The sequence below is a fragment of the Variovorax sp. 10L421 genome (assembly GCF_056395365.1).
Genome location: NZ_JBFTJJ010000010.1, coordinates 133,955 through 151,973, shown reverse-complemented (window position 1 = coordinate 151,973; position 18,019 = coordinate 133,955). Strand labels below are relative to the sequence as shown.

Genomic DNA, 18,019 nt, shown 5'->3' with positions numbered 1-18,019 from the left:
GTGCTGCCATGACAACGTCCACACGCAAACGCTCGATTCCCCGTCAGCGCCAACCCGAGCTGGAGCGCGATATTGCGCGCTCCCCGTCGCTGGGCTACGAGGCCCCCGAAACCGGCCTGGTGCGCTGCCTGGCGCACGGCTTCCCGAGCCCGCTGGTGCGATGGCATTTCCATGAAGACTACGAGCTGCACCTGATCACCGAGACCTCGGGCAAGGCCTTCATAGGAGACTGGATCGGGCCGTTCCAGCCCGGACACCTCGTGCTCTGCGGGCCCCGGCTGCCGCACAACTGGATTTCGCTCGACGTGCCCGAAGGCGGCGCCGCTGGGCGCGACCGGGTGATCCAGTTCCGCCACGAGCCGATCGAGCACGCCGCGGCCGAGATTCCCGAGCTGCGCGAAGTGATGCAGCTGCTCGAACGTGCGCGGCACGGCATCGAGTTCTTCGGCATGTCGCAGCAGGCGCAGACGCACTGGGACAACATCAAGGCCGCGCGCGGCGTGCGCCGGCTCGGACGGTTCCTCGAGTTCATGGCCGACCTCGCGCAATGCACCGACTACCGGCTGCTGTCGAGCGTGCAGATGCAGGGCGCCCAGGGCATCGAGGGCGATGCGCAGGTCGACCAGATCAACGACATCGTCAACCGCATCACCAGCAACATGGCGGAGTCGATCTCGATGTCGGACGTGGCGGCCGAACTGGGTATGAGCGAGAGCCGCTTCAGCCGCTTCTTCCGGCGCTCCACCGGCAACAGCTTCACCGACTTCGTCAACCGCGTGCGTATCAACAGCGCCTGCCACCTGCTGATGCAGACCGATCACTACGTGACCGACATCTGCTACCAGGTTGGCTTCAACAATGTGGCGAATTTCAATCGACGTTTTCTTGAAATCAAGGGAATGACGCCGAGCGAATTCCGAAAGCAGGCAGACACCCGCTTCGGCGGCGGCATCTCTTCCTAGACAAAGCCAGGGGGTCCATCTTGTACCTGGGACTCGACCTCGGCACGTCCGAGCTCAAGGCGCTGCTGCTCGCCGACGACCACCGCATCGTCGGCGTGGCCCGCGCGCCGCTCGCGGTCGAACGGCCGCGGCCGCTGTGGTCGGAGCAGGCGCCGCAGCAGTGGTGGCATGCGCTCGAGGAGGTGATGCGTGCGCTCGGCAAGTCGCATCCCGAGGAACTCGCGGCGGTGCGCGCCATCGGCCTGTCGGGACAGATGCACGGTGCCACGCTGCTCGATGCGGCGGGCGAGGTGCTGCGCCCTGCGATTCTCTGGAACGACGGCCGCAGCGGTGCGCAGTGCGAGGCGCTTGCGCGCGCCGTGCCGAGGCTCGGCGAGATCGCGGGCAACCTCGCGATGCCGGGGTTCACCGCGCCCAAGCTGTTGTGGGTGCGCGAGCACGAGCCTGAAATCTTCGGCCGTGTGGCGCGCGTGCTGCTGCCCAAGGACTGGCTGCGCTTCATGCTCAGCGGCGAGGCGGTCAGCGAGATGTCCGATGCGGCGGGCACGCTGTGGCTCGATGTGGGTGCGCGCGACTGGTCCGACGAACTGCTGGCGGCCACAGGCCTCACGCGCGCGCACATGCCGCGGCTGGTCGAAGGCAGCGAGATGTCGGCGCAGCTCAAACCCGAACTGGCGGCGCGCTGGGGCGTGGGCCGCGCCAGCGTGGTGATCGCCGGCGGTGCCGGCGACAACGCGGCCAGCGCCGTCGGCATGGGCCTCGTCGAGCCGGGGCAGGGATTCGTGTCACTCGGCACCTCGGGCGTCGTGTTCGTCTCGACCGACCGCTTCCTGCCGAACCCCGCGCAGGCGATGCACGCCTTTTGCCATGCGCTGCCGGGGCGGTGGCACCAGATGTCGGTGATGCTCTCGGCTGCGAGCGCGGTGAGTTGGGCCGCAAAGACTTTCAGGTTCGCGGACGAGGCCGCGCTGCTCGAAGCGGCGGCGTCCGTCCCGCTGGCACAGCGCGAGGGCTGCCCGCTGTTCCTGCCGTACCTCTCCGGCGAGCGCTCGCCGCACAACAACCCCAACGCGCAGGGCGTGCTGTTCGGCCTCACGCACGCACACGGGCCAGCGGAAATCGCGTACGCCGTGGTCGAGGGCGTGAGCTTCGGCCTGCGCGACGGCTTCGATACCCTGCGGCTGCCGGCCGGGATGCCGCTGCGCGACGTGGCGCTGGTGGGCGGCGGTGCGCGCAGCGTGTGGTGGGGGCAGCTGCTGGCCGACATCTTCGGCGTGCCGCTCACGCTCTATGCGGGCGGCGAGACGGGTGGCGCACTGGGTGCGGCGCGGCTGGCGTGGTTGGCGGATGGGGGCTCGGTGGCCGAGGTTTGCACGCTGCCGCCTGTGAAGCAGAAGCTGGTTGCCTCGACCGAAGTAGCCAATGTCCACAGGACGAGGCATGCGCGCTTCCAGGCGCTCTACAAGGCGGTGCAGGCGCAATTCCAGTAGCAGAGCGATCACGACCGCCCATGAAAAAAGCCCGGCGCAAGCCGGGCTTCTTTCATTTCGCGAGACACCGCGGATCCGGCTCTGCCGGTCCGCAGGTGTCGCCCCCGGTTGGGGGGTAGGCGTAGCGGACACGAAGTGCCGCGCAGCCTGGGGGCGAGCCAATTACATGCCCATGCCGCCCATGCCACCCATGCCGCCCATGTCGGGCATGCCACCGCCGGCAGCGCCTTCGTCCTTGGGTGCGTCAGCAACCATGGCTTCGGTCGTCAGCAGCAGCGAGGACACCGAAGCGGCGTTCTGCAGTGCGGTGCGCGTGACCTTCGTCGGGTCCAGGATGCCCAGCTCGAGCATGTCGCCGTACGTGTCGTTCGCAGCGTTGAAGCCGTAGTTGCCCTTGCCGGCCAACACAGCGTTCACCACCACCGAGGCTTCGCCGCCGGCGTTGTTCACGATTTCGCGCAGGGGTGCTTCGATGGCCTTGAGCACCAGCTTGACGCCGGCGTCCTGGTCGGCGTTGTCGCCCTTGATCGAGTCGCCCACGGCTTGCTTGGCACGCAGCAGAGCCACGCCGCCGCCAGCCACAACGCCTTCTTCCACTGCAGCGCGGGTAGCGTGCAGGGCGTCTTCGACGCGAGCCTTCTTTTCCTTCATTTCGACTTCGGTGGCGGCGCCAACCTTGATCACGGCAACACCGCCGGCCAGCTTGGCCACGCGCTCTTGCAGCTTTTCACGGTCGTAGTCGCTCGTGGCTTCTTCGATCTGCACGCGCACTTGCTTCACGCGGGCTTCGATGTCGCCAGCGGCGCCAGCGCCGTCGATGATGATCGTGTTTTCCTTGCCCACTTCGATGCGCTTGGCTTGACCCAGGTCGGCCAGCGTCACCTTTTCGAGCGTCAGGCCCACTTCCTCAGCGATGACCTTGCCGCCCGTCAGGATGGCGATGTCTTCCAGCATGGCCTTGCGGCGGTCGCCGAAGCCAGGTGCCTTCACAGCCACGACCTTCAGGATGCCGCGGATCGTGTTCACGACCAGCGTAGCCAGGGCTTCGCCCTCGACTTCTTCGGCAATGATCAGCAGCGGACGGCCAGCCTTGGCGACTTGTTCCAGCGTGGGGAGCAGGTCGCGGATGTTGCTGATCTTCTTGTCGAACAGCAGCACGAAGGGGTTGTCCAACAGCGCCGATTGCTTCTCGGGGTTGTTGATGAAGTAGGGCGACAGGTAGCCGCGGTCGAACTGCATGCCTTCGACGACGTCGAGTTCGCTGTCCAGCGACTTGCCGTCTTCCACGGTGATCACGCCTTCCTTGCCGACCTTGTCCATCGCGTCAGCGATGAGCTTGCCGATGGTTTCGTCGCTGTTGGCCGAGATCGAGCCGACTTGAGCGATTTCCTTCGACGTGGTGGTGGGCTTGGAAGCCTTCTTCAGCTCGGCGACCAGGGCCGTCACGGCCTTGTCGATGCCGCGCTTCAGGTCCATCGGGTTCATGCCGGCAGCCACCAGCTTGAAACCTTCGCGAACGATGGCTTGTGCCAGCACGGTCGCGGTGGTGGTGCCGTCACCGGCGTTGTCCGAAGTCTTGGAAGCCACTTCCTTCACGAGCTGCGCGCCCATGTTCTGGAGCTTGTCCTTGAGTTCGATTTCCTTGGCGACCGACACACCGTCCTTGGTGACGGTGGGGGCGCCGAACGAGCGCTCGAGCACCACGTTGCGGCCCTTGGGGCCCAGGGTCACCTTGACTGCGTTGGCCAGGATGTTCACACCCTCGACCATGCGTGCGCGGGCTTCACCGCCGAAGACTACGTCTTTTGCTGCCATGTTTGTTTACTCCGAATGGGATATTTGAATTACTTCTCGACGACCGCGAACAGGTCGTCTTCCTTCATGACCAGCAGTTCGTCGCCGCCGACCTTGACGGTCTGGCCGCTGTACTTGCCGAACAGGACGCGGTCGCCGACCTTGACAGTCAGTGCGGCCAGCTCGCCCTTGTCGTTGCGCTTGCCCGGGCCCACGGCCAGGACTTCACCCTGATCGGGCTTTTCAGCGGCTGCGTCGGGGATGACGATGCCGGAGGCGGTCTTGGTTTCGCTGTCAACACGCTTGACGATCACGCGATCGGCCAAAGGACGAAGTTTCATTGCATCTCCTGGATGTATGGATAAGAAACGGATTTGTGGTCGGGTGCCGGACCGGAGGCCGGCAGCCCATCGACTGGAAGCGAGGCTGTTAGCACTCATCAGCAGCGAGTGCTAATCATAAGGGCAATCGGCGGGCTTTCAAGGGGTTCTGCAGCCGCCTACAACTGGTCCGTAGGCACAAACCACGAGAACAGCAGCAGCTGCAGCCGCGTCAGCATGCTCGAATCCGGTTCGCTGTCGAGCACCTCGTTGTGGACGTCGCCGGTGCCGATCCACTGGACGTTCTGGCCGTCGGGCTTGAGCACCACGCGGTAGACGCCCTCGATGTCGTCGAGCTCGTAGGCGAATAGCAGCGCCTGCGTCAGGTCGAAGCTTCGCACGGCTATGCCGAATTCGGTGTTCAGCCGGGCGGAACGCGGGTCGAGGTTCATGGAGCCGAGCAGCACCCACTGGCGGTCGACCAGTGCCAGCTTGGCATGCAGGCGGCCGCGGGCCTTCTTGAGCAGGTCGCGGAACTGGCCGCTGCGCCGCAGCTGCCGGGTGCTGACTTCGTACAGGTTCACGCCCAGCTTGAGCATGTCGACGCGGTAGCGGTTGTAGTTGATGTTGACCAGCGGCTCGTCGCTGTCGGCCAGCGAATTGGTGATGACGGTGATGTTCACACCGTGCTCACGCCCCATGCGGATGCGTTCCATGCCCTCGTCGCCTGGAATGAAGTAGGGCGAGATCACCACCACGTTCGACCTGGCCGTGGCCAGCATCTCGTGGAAGCGCTGTGCCAGCGGCTCCATGGGTTGCGCCATGACGCCCAGCGCCTTGTTGGGACTGTCGGCGGAGGCGTGGGCCTCGGCGCGCATCCACTTGGCCTCGTCGATTCGGGCAAGCTGGGCGCCCAGCGGCAGGTCGCCGAGCAGGTCGGTGGGAGGCAGCGGGTCGGGCGGCGGTGCGTGGGCCGGGGAGGTTGCTTCCTCGAAATCGGCTTTCAGCGCCTGCGGCGTGCTGCTGGTGCCGGCCACCCGCTGCAGGGGGTAGACCACGTCGCTGTTCCAGTAGGTGTCGAAGATGGCGGCTGACTCGGGGACCACCGGGCCGACCAGCAGCAGCTCGAAATCGATGAAGTTCGCGCTCTCGCTGCGCAGGAAATACTCGTCGGCCAGGTTGCGGCCGCCCGCGATGGCCATGGCGCCGTCGGCCACGAACAGCTTGTTGTGCATGCGGTGGTTGAGGCGCCGGAAGTCGGTGAAGAACTCCAGCCACCGCCCCGACGAGTGGTCGCGCGCGTTCACGAACGGGTTGAACAGCCGGATCTCGGCATTGGGCTCGGCGGCGAGGCCGAGCAGCAGGCGGTCCATGCCGGCCGTGTAGAAGTCGTCGAGGAGCAGCCGCACGCGCACGCCGCGCCGGGCGGCATTGCGCATTTCGCGCAGCAGCAGGCGGCCGGTCTTGTCGTTGCCGAGCTGGTAGGTCTGGATGTCGAGCGACGACTTCGCGCGCCGCATCAGCTCCAGCCGGGCGTCGAGCGCAAAAGAGGCCTCGATCAGCGGCCGCATGCTGCTCAGGCCGTCGGGCGGGGAGTCGAGGCTGACGGCGGCGCGGCCGAGCTCGGTGGCGGGCGAGGCCGCAATCGCCAGGGTGGGCGATTCAGGCGTGCGCGGTGGGAGCCCCGCGCAGCCGGCCAGCGCAATGGCAGCCGCGAGGACCATCAGCCGCAGAGCCGGACCGCTCAGTGCGGGAAACAGAAAGGCGATGAGCTTGAGCATGAGGGCTTGCCAACGCACGGGAAGCGTGCGGGCGGCATGGTAGCCGGTTCGCCCTGGACCCGCAGACGCAATTCCGCAACGTAACACCCTTCATCGGAGCGGTGATTGGGGAGGCACAAATAAGTCACGCAATAAAATGCGAATCATTCTTAATAATATTTGTAATGAGGCCGGGATGAAGAGGTTGGAGGCGCGGCGCAAGGCTGCATCGGTGCTGATAGGGTGTCTGGCGATCTGCACACAGCGCGAGGTGCTGGCCCAGGCGACGAATGCGGGCTCGCTGCCGGAAGTACGGGTCGACGCGAATGCCGAAACCGAGACGGCGACCACGCCGGTGATCGGCTACCGCGCGAAAAATGCGGTCACCGCCACCAAGACCGACACGCCGCTGTCTGAAACGCCTCAGTCCGTGACCGTGATCACGCGCGACCAGATGGTCGACCAGGGCGCGGCCAATGTACAGGACGCGCTCAACTACGCGGCCGGCGTACGTTCCGATGCCTACGGACTCGATTCCCGCACCGACTCCGTGCGGGTGCGCGGCGCCTATCCCGACGTCTACCTCGACGGCCTGCGCCAGGCCTACGGCTACTACACCAGCACCACCCGCACCGAGCCCTACACGCTGGAGCGCCTCGAAGTGCTGCGCGGCCCCTCGGGCATGCTGTTCGGCGCCGGCACGGCCGCCGGCGTGGTCAACATGGTCAGCAAGCGGCCGCTGCAGGAGGCCCAGCGCGAAGTGGGCGTGCAGTTTGGCAGCTTCGGCCGCAAGCAGATCCAGGCCGACCTCACCGGCCCGCTGAACGCCGACGGCTCACTGTCGTACCGCCTGATCGCGCTGCAGCGCAAGTCCGGCACGCAGGTCGACCACGTGCCCGACGACCGCAGCGTGATTGCGCCCTCGCTGACCTGGCGGCCCAATGCCATGACCTCGCTGACGCTGCAGGGCCTCTGGCAGAAGGACAAGAGCGGCAGCAGCTCGCAGTTCCTGCCGTGGGAGGGCACCTTGCTGCCGAACCCGAACGGACGCCTGCCGAGCAGCCGCTTCATCGGCGAGCCGGGCGACTACTACGACAGCGAGCGCAAGACCTTCGGCTGGCAGTTCGAGCACAAGTTCGACGACAGCTGGACCTTCCGCCAGAACTTCCGCTACGCGCGCAACGAAAACGACAACCGCTACCACTACGGCAGTTCGTTCAGCGGATTCGACAGCTGGTCCACCGACCCGGTCTTCAAGCGCGTGCTCGGCCGCTACTACGACAGCCAACTGACCCGCAATCGCACGCAGACGCTCGACAACCACGTCGAGGGCCGCTTCCAGACCGGCGCGCTGAAGCACACGCTGCTCGTGGGCGCGGACTTCGCGCGCCAGCGCGAGAACGTCTGGGGCGGCACCACCTTCGACACCATCGACGTCTACGCGCCGGTCTACGGCCATCTCGACGAGCCCGTGCGCGATGCGAGGCCGCGCACCCGCCAGCGACAGACGGGCGTCTACCTGCAGGACCAGGTCAGGCTCGACAACTGGATCTTCGTGGCGGGCCTGCGGCAAGACAGGGCCGTGTCCAGTGCCGCGGGAAGCAACGAGGAAAAGAGCAGCGCCACCACCAAGCGCTTCGGGCTGATGTACGCCTCGCCGTCGGGATGGTCGCCGTACCTGAGCTACAGCGAGTCGTTCACGCCGCAGTCGCCGCGCGAAGGCCGCATCTTCACGCCGTTGCGCGGCGAGCAGTGGGAAGCCGGCGTCAAGTACGAGCCCAGGGACCGCGCCCTGGCCTTCAGCGCAGCGGTGTACGACCTGCGCGAGAAGAACCAGATCGTCGAGGAGCAGCCCAACGTGTTCTCGCAGCGCGGCCTGACGAAGACGAAGGGCGTGGAACTCGAGGCCAAGGGCTCGGCCGGCCCGAACCTCGACCTGATCGCCCACTACAACTACACCGATGCCGACGCGCAGATCGAAGGCCTGCCCAAACACCAGGCCAGTTTCTGGGCGAAGTACAGGTTTTCCATCGGCGGCGTGAACGGTTTTTCCGCCGGCGCCGGCGTGCGCCTGATGAGTTCGTTTCGCGACACGCAGTTCGGCACCGGTCCGCGCGTGCCGGGCATCGCGCTGGCCGACCTCGTGTTCGCCTATGAGACCGACCGCTGGCGCTATGCGCTCAACATCAACAACGTGACCGACAAGATCTACTTCAGCACCTGCCTGTCGCGCGGCGACTGCTGGTATGGCTCGCGCCGCAACATCGTCGCGAGCGCGACCTATCGCTTCTAGAACACGACCTTCAGGAACAGCCCCCACATGAACAGCCGAAAAATCAAGACCTGGGCCTGGGTGCACAAGTGGAGCAGCCTCGTGTGCACGGTGTTCATGCTGCTGCTGTGCATCACGGGCCTGCCGCTGATCTTCCATCACGAGATCGGCCATCTGCTGGGCACCGAGGTCGAGGCGCCGAAGATGCCCGCGGGCGCGCCGCGCGTGAGTCTCGACCGCGTGCTCGACATCGCGAAGTCGAAGCACCCCGGCCGCGTGGTGCAGTTCGTCTCACAGCCCGAGGACGACGACGGCCTGTGGTTCGTCACGCTCACGCCCACGCCGCAAGCCACGGAGGACTTCAAGTCGGTCGCGATCGACGCGCGAACGGGCGAGGTGCTCGCGCAGCCGAAGTTCGACGAGGGCTTCATGTACGTGATGTTCAAGCTGCACGTCGACTTGTTCGCGGGATTGGCGGGCAAGCTCTTCCTCGGCTTCATGGGCCTGCTGCTGCTGGTGGCCATCGTCTCGGGCGTGGTGCTGTATTCACCCTTCATGCGCAAGCTCGACTTCGGCACGGTGCGGCGCGAGAAGCGCCCGCGCCTGAAGTGGCTCGACCTGCACAACCTGCTTGGCATCGTCACGCTGGTGTGGCTGTTCGTGGTGGGCTCCACGGGCATGATCAACACCTGGGCCGACCTGCTCATCAAGTACTGGCAGCACGACCAGCTCAGTTCGCTGCTCGCGCCCTACAAGAACGAACCCATCGTGGCGGTGAACGAGCGTGCCTCGGTGCAGCGCTCGATGGACGCCGCGATGCAGAAGACGCCCGGCATGAAGCTGTCGTTCATTGCCTTCCCCGGCACATCGTTCTCGAGCCCGCACCACACGACCTTCTTCGTGCGTGGCAACGAGCCCTTCACATCGAAGCTGTTCCAGCCGGTGCTGGTCGATGCCAAGACAGCGGAGGTGACTGCGGTGCCGAAGCTGCCCTGGTACCTCATGGCGCTGCTGGTGTCGCAGCCGCTGCACTTCGGCGACTACGGCGGCATGCCGATGCAGATCATCTGGGCGCTGCTCGACGTAGCGACCATCATCGTGCTGGGCAGCGGGTTGTACCTGTGGCTCAAGCGGGGCAACCCCGTGCCCGCGTCCCCGAGGGCCGCGGCGCATGAAGCGCGCGTCTCCGGCGGCACTGCACAACCCGAGCCGGCATCGGCCATGAAGGTGCAGGCATGACGCAGCACCGGAGCTTCTGGCGCATGTGGGGCTGGCCGACGGTGCTGGGCCTGCTGACGACCTTCGGGCTGATCTCGGCGCTCTTCAGCGACGGCGGGCTGGGCGACGTCCTGGCCTGGATCACGCTGGGCATCCCGGTCGTGGTGGGTGCCTGGCATGCCTGGCGCAAGGCGCCGGCCCGCTAGTTTTCCCTGAGAGTCGCGCCACCGCGACATGCGCGGCCGGCATGCCGAAGCAGAATCGGCGCGATGAAACTTGCGCCCGTCGCCGCCGCCTGCCTTCTCTTGCTGGGTGTTCCGCTGGCCGCGCAGGCCCAGCAGGAGCCGCCGGCCGATCCAGGCGCCAGCGGCGCGCGCCTGCGCGAGATCACCGTCTCCACGCCGCGCGGCGAGGTTGCGCCCTTCAACGTGCCCGGCTCGGTCGACCGCGTCGACGGCGACGAGGTGCGCGACAGCCGCCTGCAGGTCAACCTCTCCGAAAGCCTGGGCGCGGTGCCGGGGCTGCAGGTGCAGAACCGGCTGAACTACGCGCAGGACCTGCAGCTGTCCATCCGCGGCTTCGGTGCGCGCTCGACCTTCGGCGTGCGCGGCGTGCGGCTCTATGTCGATGGCATTCCTGCGACCTTGCCCGATGGACAGGGGCAGACCTCGAACATCGACATCGGCTCGCTGGACCGCGTCGAGATCCTGCGCGGGCCGTTCTCCGCGCTGTACGGCAACTCCTCGGGCGGTGTGCTGCAGGCGTTCACCGCCTCGGGCGAGGGGCCGCCACGGCTGTCGTACTCGCTCGCGGGCGGCAGCTTCGGCACCTGGCGGCAGTCGCTGCAGCTCAGCGGGTCGCAGGGCGCGGTCGACTACCTGCTCGGCGCGAGCCGCTTCCATACCGACGGCTGGCGCGAGCACAGCGCCGCGCGGCGCGACATCGAAAACGGCAAGCTCGGCATCGCGCTCGACAACGGCGACAGGCTCACGCTGGTCTTCAACAGCGTGCGCGTCGACGCGCAGGACCCGCTGGGCCTCACGGCCGACCAGTACGCGCTGGCGCCGCGCAACGCGCCGCTGGCCACGCAGTACGACACCCGCAAGACGGTCGAGCAGATACAGGCCGGCCTGCTGTACGAGCGTCGCATCAACGCAGAGCAGGGGCTGCGCCTGATGGTCTACGGCGGCGAGCGAAAGACCACGCAGTACCAATCGATTCCGGTGTCGGCGCAGCAGAACCCGTTGCACGCGGGCGGCGTGATCGACCTGTCGCGGCAGTACGGCGGTGTCGACATTCGCTGGAATGCTGCGTTGACCCTGGCCGATCGGCCCTTCGACGTGGTGGCCGGCCTGGGCTACGACAGCCTGCGCGAAAAGCGCCGCGGCTACGAGAACTACCTCGGCCGCGTCGCGGCGCCCGTGCTGGGCGTGCAGGGCCGTCTGCGGCGCAACGAGCTCAACGACGTCTGGAACCTCGATCCCTACGCGCAAGCGACCTGGCGCTTCGCCGAGCGCTGGACGCTCGAAGCCGGCGTGCGCCGCAGCAGCGTGCACTTCAACTCGCAGGACCGCTACATCGTCGGCACGAACCGCGACGACAGCGGCAGTGCGCGCTACAGCAAGACCCTGCCGGTGGCCTCGCTGCGCTACCAGGCGACGCCCGACCTGGCCCTGTACGGCTCCATCGGCCGCGGCTTCGAGACGCCGACACTGAACGAACTTTCCTATCGGGCAAATGGCGCGAGCGGGCTCAACTTCGCGCTGCGGCCGGCGGTGAACGACAGCATCGAACTCGGCGCCAAGGCGCGGCTTGCCGGTGGCCTGCTGACGGCAGCGCTGTTCCAGACCCGCACGCGCGACGAGATCGTGACGGACACCAACGTCGGCGGCCGTGCCACCTTCCAGAACGCGGGGCGCACGAAGCGCAACGGCTTTGAGCTGGGCTGGCAGCATGAGACCGCGAACCACTGGCGCACGCAACTGGCCTACACGTGGCTGGACGCGACCTACCGCGACGCCTTCTGCTCGCCGTCACCGTGCGCGGCGGCCAACACCGTCGCCGCGGGCAACCGCATTCCCGGCATCGCGCGGCAGTCGCTGTTCGCATCGCTGGGCTGGGTGCCGCCCGAAGGCTGGCGCGCCGGCGTCGAGATGCGCGCGCTGGGGCGCATCCAGGCCAACGATGCCAACACCGCGAGCGCGCCGGGCTATGCCGTCGCGGCGGTGTATGCGGGCTACCTGAAGAAATGGGAGCGCTGGGAGTTCAATGCCTTCGCGCGTGTCGACAACCTGTTCGACCGGCGCTACGTGGGCTCGGTCATCGTCAACGAGGGCAATGCGCGCTATTACGAGCCCGCGCCGGGCCGCAACTGGACGGTGGGCCTGAGCGGCGCGTACCGCTTCTGACGACCCACCGCCGGTTCTTGTCGCTTACTTGAGGCCGGCTGCCGCGCGCAGTGCGGCGGCCTGCGTCGTCGCTTCCCAGGTGAACTCGGGCTCCTCGCGGCCGAAGTGGCCGTAGGCGGCGGTCTTCTGGTAGATCGGGCGCAGCAGGTCGAGCATCTGGATGATGCCCTTCGGACGCAGGTCGAAGAACTCGCGCACGAGCTCGGCGATCTTGTCGTCAGGAATCACGCCGGTGCCTTCGGTGTAGACCGTGATGTTCATCGGCTGCGCCACGCCGATGGCGTACGCCACCTGGATCTGGCACTGGCGCGCCAGGCCCGCGGCCACGATGTTCTTGGCCACGTAGCGTGCGGCATAGGCGGCCGAGCGGTCGACCTTCGACGGGTCCTTGCCCGAGAACGCGCCGCCGCCGTGCGGGCAGGCGCCGCCGTAGGTGTCGACGATGATCTTGCGGCCCGTGAGGCCGCAGTCGCCCTGCGGGCCGCCGATGACGAAGCGGCCGGTCGGATTGATCAGGTAGCGCGTGTCCTTGAGCCATTCCTTCGGCAGCACGGGCTTGATGATCTCCTCGATGATGGCTTCGTTGAACGAGGCCTTCATCTTGGTCGGCGTCTCGCTCTGGTCTGGGCTGTGCTGCGTGGAGAGCACCACGGTGTCGATGCTGTGCGGCTTGCCGTCGACGTAGCGCATCGTGACCTGGCTCTTGGCGTCGGGGCGCAGGAAGGGCAGGCGGCCGTCCTTGCGCAGCTGTGCCTGGCGCTCGACGAGGCGGTGCGCGTAGTAGATGGGCGCGGGCATCAGCTCGGGCGTCTCGTCGCAGGCGTAGCCGAACATCAGGCCCTGGTCGCCGGCGCCGGTGTTCAGGTGGTCGTCGCTCGCGTGGTCCACGCCCTGGGCGATGTCGTTGGACTGCTTGTCGTAGCAGACCATCACCGCGCAGCCCTTGTAGTCGATGCCGTACTCGGTGTTGTCGTAGCCGATGCGCTTGATGGTGTCGCGCGCGACCTGGATGTAGTCGACGTGCGCGTTGGTCGTGATCTCGCCGGCGAGCACCACGAGGCCGGTGTTGGTCAGCGTCTCGGCGGCCACGCGGCTGCGCGGGTCCTGCTCGAAGATCGCGTCCAGGATCGCGTCGGAGATCTGGTCGGCAACCTTGTCGGGGTGGCCTTCGGAAACCGATTCGGAAGTGAAGAGGAAGTCGTTCGCCATTTTGTTCAAAGCTCCTTGAAGTGATTTGGCGCGTTGCCAACTCTGCGGAGCCCTGGCGAACGCTTTAGCAGATGTCGATGAATCGACGGGCACAATCGCTTTCGCGCTTGTGTTTGTCGCCCTGCAAGTTGTTCCGTAACTCGGCGACAATTTGGATTCTATTCGAGCCGCGCATACCATGCGCGCGCGTCCGTTTTTTGACCCTCCCGCTTTCAATGATCACCCTGTTTCGCCTGCTCGCCCGCGTGCCGATGCCGTTGATGCATCGGCTCGGTGCCATGCTGGGCTGGCTGGTCTGGTGGAGCGCGCCGGACTACCGCCGCCGCTTCAAGGCCAATGCCGAGAGCGCGGGCTTCGCGCCCGACCAATACCGTCCCGCCATCGCCGCCGCCGGCAAGATGGCTTCCGAACTGCCCTGGCTCTGGCTGCGCCCGCATGGCGAGACCGTGCTTCACCGCGTGGTGCGCTGGGAAGGCGTGGAGGCCTTCGAGGCCGCCATGCAGGCCAAGAAGGGCGTGATCCTGGTGGCACCGCACCTCGGCAGCTGGGAGATGTGCGGCCAGGCGATCGGCGAGCGCTTCCTGTCGGCCTACGGGCCGATCACCGCGCTGTTCCGGCCGGCGCGCAAGAAGTGGATGGCCGACCTGATCGCCGCCGGCTCGCGCGACCGGCCCGGCCTGCAGACGCTGCCTACCAACAACAGCGGCGTGCGCGGCCTGATCCGCACGCTGCGCAGCGGCGGCTACACCGGCATCCTGCCCGACCAGGTGCCGCCGATGGGGCAGGGCGTCTGGGCGCCGTTCCTGGGCCGGCCCGCCTACACCATGACCCTGCTTCCCCGCCTTGCGCAACAGACCGGCGCGGCCTGCTTCCTGAGCGTCTGCGAGCGGCTGCCGAACGGCGCCGGCTACGTGGTCCGCTTCGAGCCCATCGTCGGCACGGCGCTGACCGACCCGTCAGCCTCCATCGAGGACGCGGCTGCGGCCATGAACGACGCCATCGGCCGGTTGATCCACAGCCTGCCGGGCCAGTACGTGTGGGACTACGCCCGCTACAAGGAGCCGCGCGCCGAGCGCGTGGCCGCAGCCGCCAGGGAGGCCGCATGAGCCTCGGTTCCCGGCTCGGCATCGGCTTCATGCGCGTGATCGCGCCGCTGCCGCTGCCGCTCGTGCGCGGCTTCGGCGCGTTCCTCGGCCGCATCCTGCACACCGTCGCCGTGCCGCGGCGGCGCGTGGTCGACACCAACCTGGCGGTCTGCTTCCCCGGCAAGTCGGAGGCCGAGCGCCGCGCCATCGCGCGCCAGACCTTCGTCTATGTGGCGCAGTCCTGGCTGGACCGCAGCTGGCTCTGGCATGCGCCCAAGAAGGTCGTGGCGAGCCGGCTCAAGGTAGTTGGGGCGGCGTCGGAGATCCGCGAGATCGCCGACGGCGATGCGCCGATGATCCTGTTCGCGCCGCACTTCTACGGCCTGGACGCCGCGGCCACCGCGCTGACCATGCACACGGCGCGCCCCTCGGCCACCATCTACACGACCCAGCGCGATCCGATGGTCGACGCCTGGATCCGCGAGGGCCGCACCCGCTTCGGCGATGTGGCGGCGCTCAACCGGGTGGACGGCATCAAGCCCGTGCTGCAGGGCCTGCGCAAGGGCGGCCTGCTGTACCTGCTGCCCGACATGGACTTCGGCCGCGACCAGACCATTTTCGTGCCGTTCTATGGCGTGCAGGCGGCCACCGTGCCCTCGCTGTCGCGCTTTGCACGGCTGGGCAAGGCCAAGGTGGTGCCGGTGGTGTCGAAGCTGACGCCCGGCGGCTACGAGATCGAGGTGCTGCCGCAGTGGCAGAACTTCCCGACCGACGATGTGGAGGCCGATACCGCGCTCATGAACACGCGGCTGCAGGGCTACATCGACACGATGCCCTCGCAGTACTACTGGGTGCATCGCCGTTTCAAGACCCGCCCCGAGGGCGAACCGCCGATCTATTGAAGGAAGGGCTCCCGGCTTTTCACTTCGCTTCGCTGCGTGCAGCTCCATCTCCCGAGGAGGAGGCGGGGCTCGCCTTGGGGCGGCCCGGCGGCGGCATCAGTTCCGCTGCAAGAATCCCTCGATCTCGCGGGCAACCAGTTGCGGCTGCTCATGCACGATCCAATGGGTCGCGTCCGGCACCTTCTTGACCTCGAGCTTAGGCACGTACTCGTCGAGCCCTTCGAGCAGGCCGGGCAGCAGCGCCGCGTCGTCGAGCGCCCAGAACACGAAGGTCGGCACGTCCACCGTGAGCCGTTCGCGCGGCAGCACCGGGATGCCGTCGACGGTCTGGCCGGGCAGCGGCGGCTTCATCGGCGTCACGCGGTAGAGGTTGCAGGCGCCGGTGAGGCCTGCACCCCAGACTTGGCGGTACTTCTGCTTCACTTCCTCGGTGAGCCAGCCGAAGCCGTCCGGGCCGGCCTTCATCAGCGTGAAGAAGGGCCACATGCGCTTGAAGTCGTCGGCGGCGAGCAGCGCCTCGGCGTCGGGGCGCGCGAGGAAGTTCATGTAGGCGCTGGCTTGCTGCTGCGCCGGGTTGTTGCGCAGTTCGCGCGTGAAGGTGCCCGGGTGCGGCGAATTGATGATGACCAGCTTGCGGATCTGCTGCGGGAACGCGTTGGCATAGCCCCAGGCAAAGGCGCCGCCCCAATCGTGGGCCACCAGCGCGGCCATGGTGCCGTCGGTGCTCTCGGTCGCCACGAGCTGCTGGATGTCCTGGATCAGCAGGTGAGCCTTGTAGGCCGCCACGTCGGTCGGCGCGCTCGACTTCTCGAAGCCGCGCAGGTTGGGTGCCACACAGCGGTAGCCGCCGTGGGTCGGGTCCGAGAAGTACGCCAGCAGTTCGTCCCAGATGAACGAGGCTTCGGGGAAGCCGTGGAGGAACACCATCAGCGGCCGGCCCGGCTGGCCGGCAGCGCGGCAACTCAGGGTGGTGCCATTGGGCAGGCTGCGTTGGAAGGTCTCGATCATGCTTCTTGTCTCCTTGGGTTGACTGTCGCTATTCTTTTGATAGTGAACTACGCACGCTGGACGGCCGATGCAGCCTGTTCTGGGGTTCAGTCAGGTCTCTGCTGGCGGCTCCGGCGGTTCGGCGGGGGCTGCTGCAGTCTCTTCCGGGTGCACCCAGCGCCACAGCAGCTCGGCTGCTTCACCGACGCCCTGCTTTTTCAGCGCCGAGAACAGTTTCACCTCGCCGCCGCCGGCGTTCAGTCGCGTAATCGACAGCACCTTGGCGGCTTCGCTGCGCGTGAGCTTGTCGGACTTGGTCAGCAGCACGAGGAACTTGAGGCCCTGCTGCACGCGCGGGCGGATCACGTCGAGCAGGATCTCGTCGAGTTCGGTCAGGCCGTGGCGCGGGTCGCACATGAGCACCACGCCGCGCAGGCTCTCGCGCGTCATCAGGTAGTTGCCCATCACGCGCTGCCAGCGCAGCTTGGCCTCCTTGGGCACGGCCGCGTAGCCGTAGCCGGGCAGGTCGGCCAGCACCGCATCGTCGACTTTCTGCTTGCCGATGCCGAACAGGTTGATGTGCTGCGTGCGGCCGGGCGTCTTGGAGGCGAAGGCCAGCCGCGTCTGCTGCGTGAGGGTGTTGATGGCAGTCGATTTGCCCGCATTGGAGCGGCCGACGAAGGCGATCTCGGGCAGGTCGACGGGGGGCAGGTGCTCAAGCTGGGGGGCGCTGGTCAGGAAGTGGGCGGTGTGCAACCAGCCCAGTGCCACGCGTTCGCGTTCGGCGACCTGGGGGTCCGCGGCGGGAGCCGCGCGGGGAGGGTAGGCAGCGGGCTTGGCGCGCGGGGAGGGCATCTACGGACTTTCGAAACAAGGCCCACATTGTAGAATCGTGAGGTTTTGCGCCATAAATTCGAAGCCCCCGATATGAAGTTGTTTGCCAATATTCTGCTTGCAGCCCTCGTGGGCATCGCATCCAGCGCGAGTTTTGCAGCCGATGAACACGCGGCTGCTCCGAGTGCGGCGGCCCCGGCGCCTGCCAAACCCGACCCCGCCAAGGGGGACGCGGTATTCAACGCAACGCCGGCCAACAGCCAGAGCTGTGCTTCGTGCCACAACGCGGACGGCAACTCCGCCATCGCGGCCAACCCGAAGCTGGCGCAGCAACATCCCGAATACATCCTCAAGCAGCTGCAGGACTTCAAGTCCGGCAAGCGCAAGAGCGCGATCATGAAGCCGCTGGCTTCGGCTCTGTCCGAAGAGGACATGCGCAACATCGCCTGGTTCGTCGGCTCGAAGAAGGTCAAGCCGGGCTTCTCGAAGGACAAGGACACGATTGCCCTGGGCGAGAAGATCTACCGCGGCGGCATCGGCGAGCGCCAGGTCCCGGCCTGCGCCGGCTGCCACAGCCCGAACGGCGCGGGCATCCCCGCCCAATACCCGCGCCTGGGCGGCCAGAACGCCGATTACACCGTGGCCCAGCTCACGGCCTTCCGCGACAACGTGCGCCTGAACAGCGTTCCCATGACCGGCGTCGCCGCCAAGCTCAACGACAGGGAAATCAAGGCCGTCGCCGACTACATTGCCGGTTTGCGTTGATGATGGCGCTCCC

The 18,019-nt window shown here is 67.0% G+C and carries 15 protein-coding genes; 9 read left to right on the top strand and 6 right to left on the bottom strand.

The genetic code is table 11. The features are described from left to right. Window positions 1-8 precede the first annotated feature (8 nt). Window positions 9-962, top strand: a complete 954-nt coding sequence (locus AC1DFC_RS15505; protein ID WP_413332228.1) for an AraC family transcriptional regulator — start codon at window positions 9-11, stop codon at window positions 960-962. Window positions 963-982: 20 nt separating this feature from the next. After that, window positions 983-2,452 carry a xylulokinase gene (xylB, locus tag AC1DFC_RS15500; protein WP_478179530.1) on the top strand — a complete coding sequence of 490 codons (1,470 nt, stop codon included), beginning with the start codon at window positions 983-985 and terminating at the stop codon, window positions 2,450-2,452. 162 nt (window positions 2,453-2,614) lie between these two features. Here the strand turns inward: xylB and groL are convergent, their stop codons facing one another. From groL to AC1DFC_RS15485, 3 genes are all read right to left on the bottom strand, one after another. Continuing rightward, window positions 2,615-4,267: a chaperonin GroEL gene (gene groL / locus AC1DFC_RS15495; RefSeq protein WP_007835158.1), complete on the bottom strand. Its 1,653-nt coding sequence runs from the start codon at window positions 4,265-4,267 to the stop codon at window positions 2,615-2,617. Window positions 4,268-4,296: 29 nt separating this feature from the next. Further along, entirely contained in the window at window positions 4,297-4,587 is a 291-nt protein-coding gene (locus tag AC1DFC_RS15490) for a co-chaperone GroES (protein ID WP_007835162.1), read from the bottom strand. A 158-nt stretch (window positions 4,588-4,745) separates the two neighbouring features. Then, window positions 4,746-6,347, bottom strand: coding sequence for a phospholipase D family protein (locus AC1DFC_RS15485; RefSeq protein ID WP_478179529.1), 1,602 nt, complete (start codon window positions 6,345-6,347; stop codon window positions 4,746-4,748). Window positions 6,348-6,522: 175 nt separating this feature from the next. Here AC1DFC_RS15485 and AC1DFC_RS15480 point away from each other — a divergent pair, with 175 nt between their 5' ends. The 4 genes from AC1DFC_RS15480 to AC1DFC_RS15465 all read left to right on the top strand — a co-directional run bounded on the left by AC1DFC_RS15480 (window position 6,523) and on the right by AC1DFC_RS15465 (window position 12,224). Continuing rightward, window positions 6,523-8,619 carry a TonB-dependent siderophore receptor gene (locus AC1DFC_RS15480; protein WP_478179528.1) on the top strand — a complete coding sequence of 699 codons (2,097 nt, stop codon included), beginning with the start codon at window positions 6,523-6,525 and terminating at the stop codon, window positions 8,617-8,619. Window positions 8,620-8,646: 27 nt separating this feature from the next. Next, window positions 8,647-9,837, top strand: a complete 1,191-nt coding sequence (locus AC1DFC_RS15475) for a PepSY-associated TM helix domain-containing protein (protein ID WP_478179527.1) — start codon at window positions 8,647-8,649, stop codon at window positions 9,835-9,837. Further along, window positions 9,834-10,022: a hypothetical protein gene (locus AC1DFC_RS15470; protein ID WP_042673654.1), complete on the top strand. Its 189-nt coding sequence runs from the start codon at window positions 9,834-9,836 to the stop codon at window positions 10,020-10,022. Before AC1DFC_RS15475 ends, AC1DFC_RS15470 begins: the two co-directional genes overlap by 4 nt. A 63-nt stretch (window positions 10,023-10,085) precedes the next feature. Then, on the top strand, window positions 10,086-12,224 hold the full coding sequence (locus AC1DFC_RS15465) for a TonB-dependent receptor (protein ID WP_007835176.1): 2,139 nt from the start codon (window positions 10,086-10,088) through the stop codon (window positions 12,222-12,224). Between the two features lie 24 nt (window positions 12,225-12,248). On the opposite strand, the gene metK is transcribed toward AC1DFC_RS15465, so the two are convergent. Next, the gene (gene metK / locus AC1DFC_RS15460) at window positions 12,249-13,433 is read right to left on the bottom strand and encodes a methionine adenosyltransferase (protein ID WP_007835178.1); all 1,185 of its coding nucleotides are present in this window, start codon (window positions 13,431-13,433) and stop codon (window positions 12,249-12,251) included. Between the two features lie 215 nt (window positions 13,434-13,648). Here metK and AC1DFC_RS15455 point away from each other — a divergent pair, with 215 nt between their 5' ends. Together AC1DFC_RS15455 and AC1DFC_RS15450 are read left to right on the top strand one after the other, a co-directional pair. Further along, window positions 13,649-14,539, top strand: a complete 891-nt coding sequence (locus tag AC1DFC_RS15455; protein ID WP_413315215.1) for a lysophospholipid acyltransferase family protein — start codon at window positions 13,649-13,651, stop codon at window positions 14,537-14,539. After that, window positions 14,536-15,420, top strand: a complete 885-nt coding sequence (locus AC1DFC_RS15450; RefSeq protein WP_478179526.1) for an LpxL/LpxP family acyltransferase — start codon at window positions 14,536-14,538, stop codon at window positions 15,418-15,420. The genes AC1DFC_RS15455 and AC1DFC_RS15450 overlap by 4 nt, the downstream gene beginning before the upstream one ends. A gap of 96 nt (window positions 15,421-15,516) precedes the next feature. On the opposite strand, the gene AC1DFC_RS15445 is transcribed toward AC1DFC_RS15450, so the two are convergent. Next, window positions 15,517-16,428: an alpha/beta fold hydrolase gene (locus AC1DFC_RS15445; RefSeq protein ID WP_413332240.1), complete on the bottom strand. Its 912-nt coding sequence runs from the start codon at window positions 16,426-16,428 to the stop codon at window positions 15,517-15,519. A gap of 90 nt (window positions 16,429-16,518) precedes the next feature. Further along, window positions 16,519-17,262, bottom strand: coding sequence for a ribosome biogenesis GTP-binding protein YihA/YsxC (gene yihA / locus AC1DFC_RS15440; protein WP_413332242.1), 744 nt, complete (start codon window positions 17,260-17,262; stop codon window positions 16,519-16,521). 72 nt (window positions 17,263-17,334) lie between these two features. Between yihA and AC1DFC_RS15435 the strand changes: the two genes are divergently transcribed. Then, window positions 17,335-18,006 (top strand): c-type cytochrome, encoded by a 672-nt coding sequence (locus AC1DFC_RS15435; protein ID WP_007835200.1) that lies wholly within the window; start codon window positions 17,335-17,337, stop codon window positions 18,004-18,006. The last annotated feature ends 13 nt before the right edge of the window (window positions 18,007-18,019 follow it).